The 6,804-nt window shown below is 67.6% G+C and carries 9 protein-coding genes and 1 pseudogene; 6 read left to right on the forward strand and 4 right to left on the reverse strand.

Annotated elements, in window-relative coordinates:
• From aroE to LPZ50_RS19675, 4 genes and pseudogenes are all read left to right on the forward strand, one after another.
• A pseudogene (gene aroE / locus LPZ50_RS19660) lies at positions 1 to 352 on the forward strand (shikimate dehydrogenase); the annotation flags it as partial.
• Between the two features lie 5 nt (positions 353 to 357).
• Entirely contained in the window at positions 358 to 1,092 is a 735-nt protein-coding gene (mtgA, locus tag LPZ50_RS19665) for a monofunctional biosynthetic peptidoglycan transglycosylase (protein WP_230664039.1), read from the forward strand.
• 80 nt (positions 1,093 to 1,172) lie between these two features.
• Positions 1,173 to 2,351: an LPS export ABC transporter permease LptG gene (lptG, locus tag LPZ50_RS19670; protein WP_230664042.1), complete on the forward strand. Its 1,179-nt coding sequence runs from the start codon at positions 1,173 to 1,175 to the stop codon at positions 2,349 to 2,351.
• Positions 2,348 to 3,187, forward strand: a complete 840-nt coding sequence (locus tag LPZ50_RS19675; protein ID WP_230664045.1) for a symmetrical bis(5'-nucleosyl)-tetraphosphatase — start codon at positions 2,348 to 2,350, stop codon at positions 3,185 to 3,187. The genes lptG and LPZ50_RS19675 overlap by 4 nt, the downstream gene beginning before the upstream one ends.
• 21 nt (positions 3,188 to 3,208) lie before the next feature.
• Here LPZ50_RS19675 and LPZ50_RS19680 read toward each other — a convergent pair whose 3' ends face one another.
• The 4 genes from LPZ50_RS19680 to LPZ50_RS19695 form a co-directional block, all read right to left on the reverse strand.
• Positions 3,209 to 3,949, reverse strand: coding sequence for a lysophospholipid acyltransferase family protein (locus tag LPZ50_RS19680; protein WP_230664055.1), 741 nt, complete (start codon positions 3,947 to 3,949; stop codon positions 3,209 to 3,211).
• A gap of 103 nt (positions 3,950 to 4,052) precedes the next feature.
• On the reverse strand, positions 4,053 to 4,448 hold the full coding sequence (gene ruvX / locus LPZ50_RS19685; RefSeq protein ID WP_230664048.1) for a Holliday junction resolvase RuvX: 396 nt from the start codon (positions 4,446 to 4,448) through the stop codon (positions 4,053 to 4,055).
• On the reverse strand, positions 4,441 to 5,049 hold the full coding sequence (locus LPZ50_RS19690; RefSeq protein ID WP_230664050.1) for a YqgE/AlgH family protein: 609 nt from the start codon (positions 5,047 to 5,049) through the stop codon (positions 4,441 to 4,443). Before LPZ50_RS19690 ends, ruvX begins: the two co-directional genes overlap by 8 nt.
• A 60-nt stretch (positions 5,050 to 5,109) precedes the next feature.
• On the reverse strand, positions 5,110 to 5,274 hold the full coding sequence (locus tag LPZ50_RS19695; RefSeq protein WP_003814980.1) for a rubredoxin: 165 nt from the start codon (positions 5,272 to 5,274) through the stop codon (positions 5,110 to 5,112).
• Positions 5,275 to 5,434: 160 nt separating this feature from the next.
• On the opposite strand from LPZ50_RS19695, the gene thiD reads away from it, so the two are divergent.
• Positions 5,435 to 6,244, forward strand: coding sequence for a bifunctional hydroxymethylpyrimidine kinase/phosphomethylpyrimidine kinase (gene thiD / locus LPZ50_RS19700; protein WP_419195615.1), 810 nt, complete (start codon positions 5,435 to 5,437; stop codon positions 6,242 to 6,244).
• Positions 6,245 to 6,303: 59 nt separating this feature from the next.
• On the forward strand, positions 6,304 to 6,804 hold a 501-nt coding region (locus LPZ50_RS19705; protein WP_230664052.1), incomplete at its 3' end, for a thiamine phosphate synthase.

The following is a 6,804-nucleotide window of genomic DNA, read 5'->3' on the forward strand; positions in this document are numbered from 1 at the left end:
GGCCGGCGCGCTGCCGGGCTGCCATGTCACGGCCGGCGCGCTGGCAGAAGCCGCCACCCCGGGCGGCTGGAATGTGGCCATCAACGCAACCGCCAGCAGCCTGCAAGGGGCCGCGCCGGACCTGCCTGGCGGCTTGTATGCGCCCAACGCCCTGGCCTACGACATGATGTACGCCGCGGCGCCCACGGCGTTCATGCGCCAGGCCACGGCGGACAGCGCCGCCCGCACCGCCGACGGACTGGGCATGCTGGTGGGCCAGGCCGCCGAAAGCTTCCTGATCTGGCACGGCGTGCGGCCCGATCCCACACCCGTGCTGGCCGCGCTGCGCACCAGCCTGCTGGCCCAGGGCTGACGGGCATGGCAACGCGCCGCTCGACCGTCAGCCGGATACGCTGGGGCCGCGTCATCGGCGCCAGCCTGATGGCCCTGCTGTGCCTGATCATCATGTACCAGTTGTGGATGTTCTGCCTGGTGGTCTGGTACGCCTACCGCGACCCCGGCAGCAGCTCGATCATGCGCCAGGAACTGTCGCGCCTGCGCGAAACCGACCCCGATGCCGAGCTGAAATATCAATGGGTGCCCTACGACCGCATCAGCAATTCGCTCAAGCGCGCCGTGGTGGCGTCTGAAGACGCCAATTTCACCGAGCACGACGGGGTTGAATGGGACGCCATCCGCAAAGCCTGGGAATACAACCAGCGCCAGGAAGAAAAAGGCCGCAGCAAGCGGCGCGGCGGCTCTACCATTACGCAGCAGTTGGCCAAGAACCTGTTCCTGTCCACGTCGCGCAGCTACCTGCGCAAGGGCCAGGAGCTGATGCTGACCTACATGATCGAACATGTCATGCCCAAGCGCCGCATCCTGGAGCTGTATCTGAATGTGGCGGAATGGGGCGTGGGAGTGTTCGGCGCCGAAGCGGCCGCGCGCCATTACTACAACACCAGCGCCGCCGGACTGGGTTCCTCGCAGGCAGCGCGCCTGGCGGCGATGCTGCCGAACCCCCGCTATTACGACAAGCATCGCAGCACCCGCTACCTGGGCTCGCGCACTGGCACCCTGACCCGCCGCATGCGCATGGTCGAGATACCTTGATACACGCCCGCAGGGGCCGGAACACCGGCCAATTTTGGTAAGCTTCCACGTTTACGCGCATACCGACGTATCCTTTTCCCATGCGTACAGCCCGCCATTACCTGGCCCGCGAAATCTATCGCTCTTGTGCAGTGGTCTTGCTGGCCCTGCTGGGCCTGTTCACGTTCTTCGCATTGGTCGATGACCTGGACAACGTGGGCGACAAATTCAGCATGCTGGCCCTGCTGTACATGCAGGCCCTGGCGCTGCCCACCCGCCTGTACGACCTGCTGCCCATCGGGCTGCTGATCGGCGCCATCCTGGCGCTGGCCGGGCTGGCGCAGCGTAACGAGCTGGTCATATTGCGGGTATCCGGCGTCAGCGGCATGCGGCTGCTGCGCATGCTGTGGCTGATCACCCTGCCCCTGATGATCGGCGCCACGCTGCTTTCCGAATTTGTCACCCCTGCCGCCGAAATCAAAAGCGGCGAAGCCAGCCTGATGTTCCGCGGCAAAGCCAGCGGCAGCCGCATGGACAGCGGCTACTGGTTCAAGGAACCCACCCGCAACGGCGGCACGCGCATCATCAATATCGGCAAGCTGCTGGCCGACGGCAACGTCGAAAGCGTGACGCTCTACGAATTCCGCCAAGGGCAGGAACTGACCACCCTGTCCACCGCAGCTTCCGGCGCCTTCGCCGACGACAAGCTGGTGCTGCGCGATGCCACCGAAACCCGCATCGACGAAAGCGCGGCGCAGGCGCTGGCCGACGCCAAGCCCCCGCGCACACCGCCGGCCAAGGTGGTGAAGCTGCCGCAGCGCGAACTGGACACCACGCTCAGCCCCGAACGCCTGCTGGCCCGCGTGCTGACCCCCGAACGCATGTCGCTGGTCACCCTGCTCGACTACATCGACTACCTGCACCACAATCAGCTCGACGCGGGCCGGCAAGTGGTGGCGCTGTGGCGCAAAGTCTCGTATCCGTTCACCCTGTTGGTCATGATCACCATCGCCGCGCCCATCGGCTTTATGCAGACACGCCGCGGCGGCGTGGGCGCGAAAGTCTTCATCGGCATTTTGCTGGGCGTGGGCTTCTTCATGCTGAATCAATTGGCGCTGAATGTAGGCATGCTCAGCCGCTGGCCGCCCTGGCTGACGGCGCTGGGCCCCAATGTGGGCGCCGTGCTGCTGGCACTGGGCGCGCTCAGCCTGATGGAATACCGCCATGCGACGGCGCGCTTCGCGCAGTCGCGCTGGCCCTGGAGACGTAGCCCGGCATGAAAGGCAGCAGCATCTGGATGATCGGCGACGTGCAGGGGTGCTGCGCACCGCTGGAACAACTACTGGCGCACCCCGATATCGCGGGTGAGCCTGACGCGCGCTTCTGGTTCGCCGGCGACCTGATCAACCGTGGCCCTCAGTCGCTGGCCACGCTGCGCCGCATCATCGACCTGGGCGAGCAGGCCGTGTCCGTATTGGGCAATCACGACCTGCACCTGCTGGCGGCGGCCGCGGGCGTGCGCAAGCCCTCGAAGTCGGACACCATCGACGAGATCCTGCAAGCGCCGGATGCCGACGATCTCATCGACTGGCTGCGCCACCGGCCGCTGGCCCATTACGAGCACAAGCATTTGCTGGTGCATGCCGGCGTGCTGGCCAAATGGGATGTCGCCAAGACCCTGGCCCTGGCGGCCGAGGTCCAGGACGCGCTGCGCGGCCCGAACTGGCAAAAAGCCCTGCAGAAGATGTACGGCAACGAGCCGGTCAGCTGGAAAGACCGCCACAAGGGCGGCAAGCGCCTGCGGGTGATCATCAACGCGCTGACGCGCATCCGCCTGTGCACGCCGGCGGGCCATATGGAATTCGCCACCAAGGTAGCCCCGGGGGCCTGGCCGGACGGCCTGCTGCCCTGGTTCGATGTGCCCCGCCGCGCCACCAAGGACGTCACCATCGTGTTCGGACACTGGTCCACATTGGGGCTGCTGGAGCGATCCGACGTGATCTGCCTGGATACCGGCTGCGTGTGGGGAGGAGCCCTGACAGCCATGCGCCTGCAAGACCACAAGCTGGTGCAGATCAAGTGCTCGCAGTTCCAGGATCCCCTGGCGGGCAAGTAACCGCCGCGTGGCCGTTGCCCGTTACAGGTGCGCGGCAATCGCCTCGCGCGCCTGGCGCGACATTTCCAGGCGCGTAATGGGCTGTCCGTCGGGGCCATGGGCCGGCACGGGCGGCAGGAATTCCACTTCCACGGCCAGGCCCGTGGCGCCCAGCACGCGCCACAGGTTCGCCGCCAGCGTTTCTTCCCCCACGAAAGCCGCCAGCGCGCTGCGCTGGCCATGCCGCAGGAAACGCAGCACCAGGGGCTGGATGGGCACCCCGGCCATGCGGGCGGGCTCGAACAGGCTGGCATGGAAGGGCCGCACCGTGTCGCCTTCGCTGGTGGTGCCTTCGGGGAACAAACCCACCGCCACCCCCTGGCGGAAGCGCGCTTGCACCGATTCGCCCACCGCATGCACCGCATGGCGCTGGCCGCGCTCGATGAACAAAGTGCCCGCCCCCGCCGCCAGCCAGCCGATGACCGGCCAGGCCCGGATCTCGCTTTTGGCCACGAAGGCCGTGGCGCGCACCGAGTTCACCACGAAAATGTCGACCCACGACACATGGTTGGCCACCCAGAGCACCGGCCCGGCCATGATGGGCTGGCCGCTGGTCTTGACGCGGATGCCGCACATGGCCATCAGGCAGCGCGACCAGAAGCGGTTCAGGCCGGCGCGCGCCGGCAATGCCATGAACGGATAAATGAGGCCCACGCAGAACAGGCCGAAAATGATCCATGGCACCACCAGGACCAGACGCAGGATGACACGCAACAGCTTCAGCAAGGGTGGGACTCCCAGGCTGCGCCCGCGCCCGTCGGTGGAGCGCCCGGCCAGCCGGCTGGCATCATACTCGCGATCGGGGCCGGAGGCGGACAGGACCAGGTCACGGCAAGGCGTCGAGATAGCGTTGCAGGATCACGGCGGCGGCCACGGCGTCGTCGGGCGCATGCGTGCCCAGCAGCCGCTGGGCCTCCATGCTGGAGCCGCGTTCGTCCACTAGTTCTACCGCCAGGCCGAAACGGCCGTGCAACTGATTGGCAAAACGCCTGCTGCGCTGCGTGGCGGGCTGCTCGCCGCCGTCGGTGGTAAGCGGCAGCCCCACGATGGCGCGCTGCGGCTGCCATTCCTGCAGCAGCTGCGCAATGCGGCCGAAGCGCGCCACGCGCGTTTCCGACACGATGATCTCGAGCGGGCGCGCCTGGCGCGTCAGCGTGTTGCCGATGGCAATGCCGATTTTCTTTTCGCCGAAATCAAACGCCAGCAGGGTTTCTTCAGGCATGCCCCGCACCGCCGGACAGCATGACCGGATCGACCCCCAGCAGCTTCAGCGCCGCCGGATAGCGGTCTTCGGGGGGTACGTCGAAGATGATGTCGGCATTGGCGCCCACGCTCAGCCAGGCATTCTGCGCCATTTCGCTTTCCAGCTGGCCCGCGCCCCAGCCCGCATAGCCCAGGGTGACGAGCATGCGCGCCGGCCCATGGCCCTCGGCCACGGCCTGCAGCACGTCGCGCGACGTGGTCAGCGCCAGGTCGCCCAGCTGGATGCTGGAACTGTAGTCGCCCACGGGCGCGTGCAGCACGAAGCCGCGGTCGGTTTGCACCGGCCCGCCAAAAAACACGGGCGAGTCCACCGCGGGCTGGATCTCGAGTTTCAGGTCGATGCGCTCGAGCAGCGCGGCCAGCGTGAGATCGGTGGGCCGGTTGATGACCAGGCCCAGCGCGCCGCGCACCGTGTGCTCGCAAATGTAGATGACCGAGCCGGCCAGGCTGCCTTCTACCATCTGCGGCATGGCGATCAGGAACTGATTGGAAAAGTCGGTGGCCGGCGCGTCGGACACGTCGTCTTCGTCGGCTGAGGTATCGTGGTGTTCGTCGGTCATGGCAACCCCTTGGGGCCGTGCACCGGACAGCCGGCCACGGACGGCCGGACGCCCATGCAATCAGATTTCCATCAGTTCGAAGTCTTCTTTGCGGGCACCGCATTCCGGACAAACCCAGTTGGGGGGCACATCTTCCCAACGGGTACCGGGCGCGATGCCTTCATCGGGCAGACCGGCCTCCTCATCGTAAACCCAACCACAGATCAGACACATCCAAGTACGCATAGTTCGCTTTTCTCTGTTACATCGCCTGCGCCGGCTTCCCCCGGGGCGGGGCAAAGCGCGGGCACATCCATATTAGAATGGGGCAATCTTACCGAAACCCAATAGGGGTTGCCCGATTTGCCTCCCCCGCAAGCCGGAATCCCGTGTTTACACGCAGCGTGTGTCCTCAGTGAATCCCCCTCTCATCCTGATTTTCGGGCCGGTCGATCCCACCGGCGCCGACGGCCTGCCGGCCGATGCCGTGACCAGCGCGCGGCTGGGCTGCCACGGCCTGGCCGCGGCTACCGCCCTTACCGTGCAGGACACCGCCGGCATCGAAGAAATCCACCCCGTGTCCCCCGACTTGCTCGACGACCAGGCCCGCTGCCTGCTCGAAGACATGCCGGTGCAGGCCATCAAGGTTGGCGGACTATACAGCGCCGAGGCGGCCAGCGTGGCGGCCCAGGTGGCGGCCGACTACAGCCAGGTGCCGCTGGTGCTGCACCTGGGCCAGCGCGGCCTGCCCGCGCACGACGCCGCCTCGCAGGACGACGCCGACGACCTGCTGGCGGCCACCCTGGAACTGGTGCTGCCGCAAACCGACCTGGTGGTGGTGGAACACATCCGGCTGGCCCAATGGCATGCCGATGGCGATATCGATATCGGCGACGCGCCCAGCCCCATGCACGCCCTGATCGCGGGCGGCGCGCAATGGGTGCTGGTGCTGGGCTCGCCGGTGCGGCCCGGCCATCACGCCAATGTACTGCTGGGCCCGGACGGCCAGACGCTGACCTGGCCCTGGCAGGCCCCCCCGGACCGCAACGCCGACACTGGCGGCGTGGCTGCCGCCGCCGTGGCCGCCATGTTGGCCCAGGGCCTGGAAATGCCCAAGGCGGTCGAGCAGGCCCTGCGCCATGCCGAAGACACCCTGGGCGCCTCGTTCCTGCCGGGCATGGGCCGCCGCATTCCCAACCGCATCGGCACGCCATGACCGCGCCGGGCGATTCCAATTCCAACGGCGGGCGGGCGGCGGGCCCTGCTGGCGCATCCATGCTCTCTCTGCGCTTTCCCGCCGGCCTGTACGGCGTCACCCCCGATTGGGACGACACCGGACGCCTGCTGGACGCGGTGCGCCAGGCGGCCGAGGGCGGCATGACGGCGCTGCAGTTGCGCCGTAAAAACGCCACCCCCGCGCAACGCGCCGCCCAGGCCCGCGCGCTGGCGCCCCTGTGCCGCGAACTGGGTGTGGTGTTTCTCGTCAACGACCACTGGCAATTGGCGCTGGAAGTCGGCGCCGACGGCGCCCACCTGGGGCGCGACGACGGCGACCTGGCGCAGGCGCGCCTGCAGGCTCCCGGCCTGATCCTGGGCGCGTCCTGCTACAACGAACTGGACCGCGCCGGCCAGTTGCTGGACGCGGGCGCCGATTACATCGCGTTCGGCGCGGTTTTTGCATCGTCCACCAAGCCCCAGGCGGTACAGGCCCCCCTGTCGCTGCTGGGACAGGCCCGCGAACTGGCCGCTGGCCGTCCGGCACCGCGGCCCGCGGTC

The organism is Bordetella petrii (assembly GCF_020991325.1).
Classification (GTDB): domain Bacteria; phylum Pseudomonadota; class Gammaproteobacteria; order Burkholderiales; family Burkholderiaceae_B; genus Bordetella_A; species Bordetella_A petrii_E.

Coding starts and splice junctions, on each gene's coding strand:
- mtgA (WP_230664039.1), top strand. CDS start 358: ATGGCAACGCGCCGCTCGACCGTCAGCCGGATACGCTGGGGCCGCGTC.
- lptG (WP_230664042.1), top strand. CDS start 1,173: ATGCGTACAGCCCGCCATTACCTGGCCCGCGAAATCTATCGCTCTTGT.
- LPZ50_RS19675 (WP_230664045.1), top strand. CDS start 2,348: ATGAAAGGCAGCAGCATCTGGATGATCGGCGACGTGCAGGGGTGCTGC.
- ruvX (WP_230664048.1), bottom strand. CDS start 4,448: ATGCCTGAAGAAACCCTGCTGGCGTTTGATTTCGGCGAAAAGAAAATC.
- LPZ50_RS19690 (WP_230664050.1), bottom strand. CDS start 5,049: ATGACCGACGAACACCACGATACCTCAGCCGACGAAGACGACGTGTCC.
- LPZ50_RS19695 (WP_003814980.1), bottom strand. CDS start 5,274: ATGCGTACTTGGATGTGTCTGATCTGTGGTTGGGTTTACGATGAGGAG.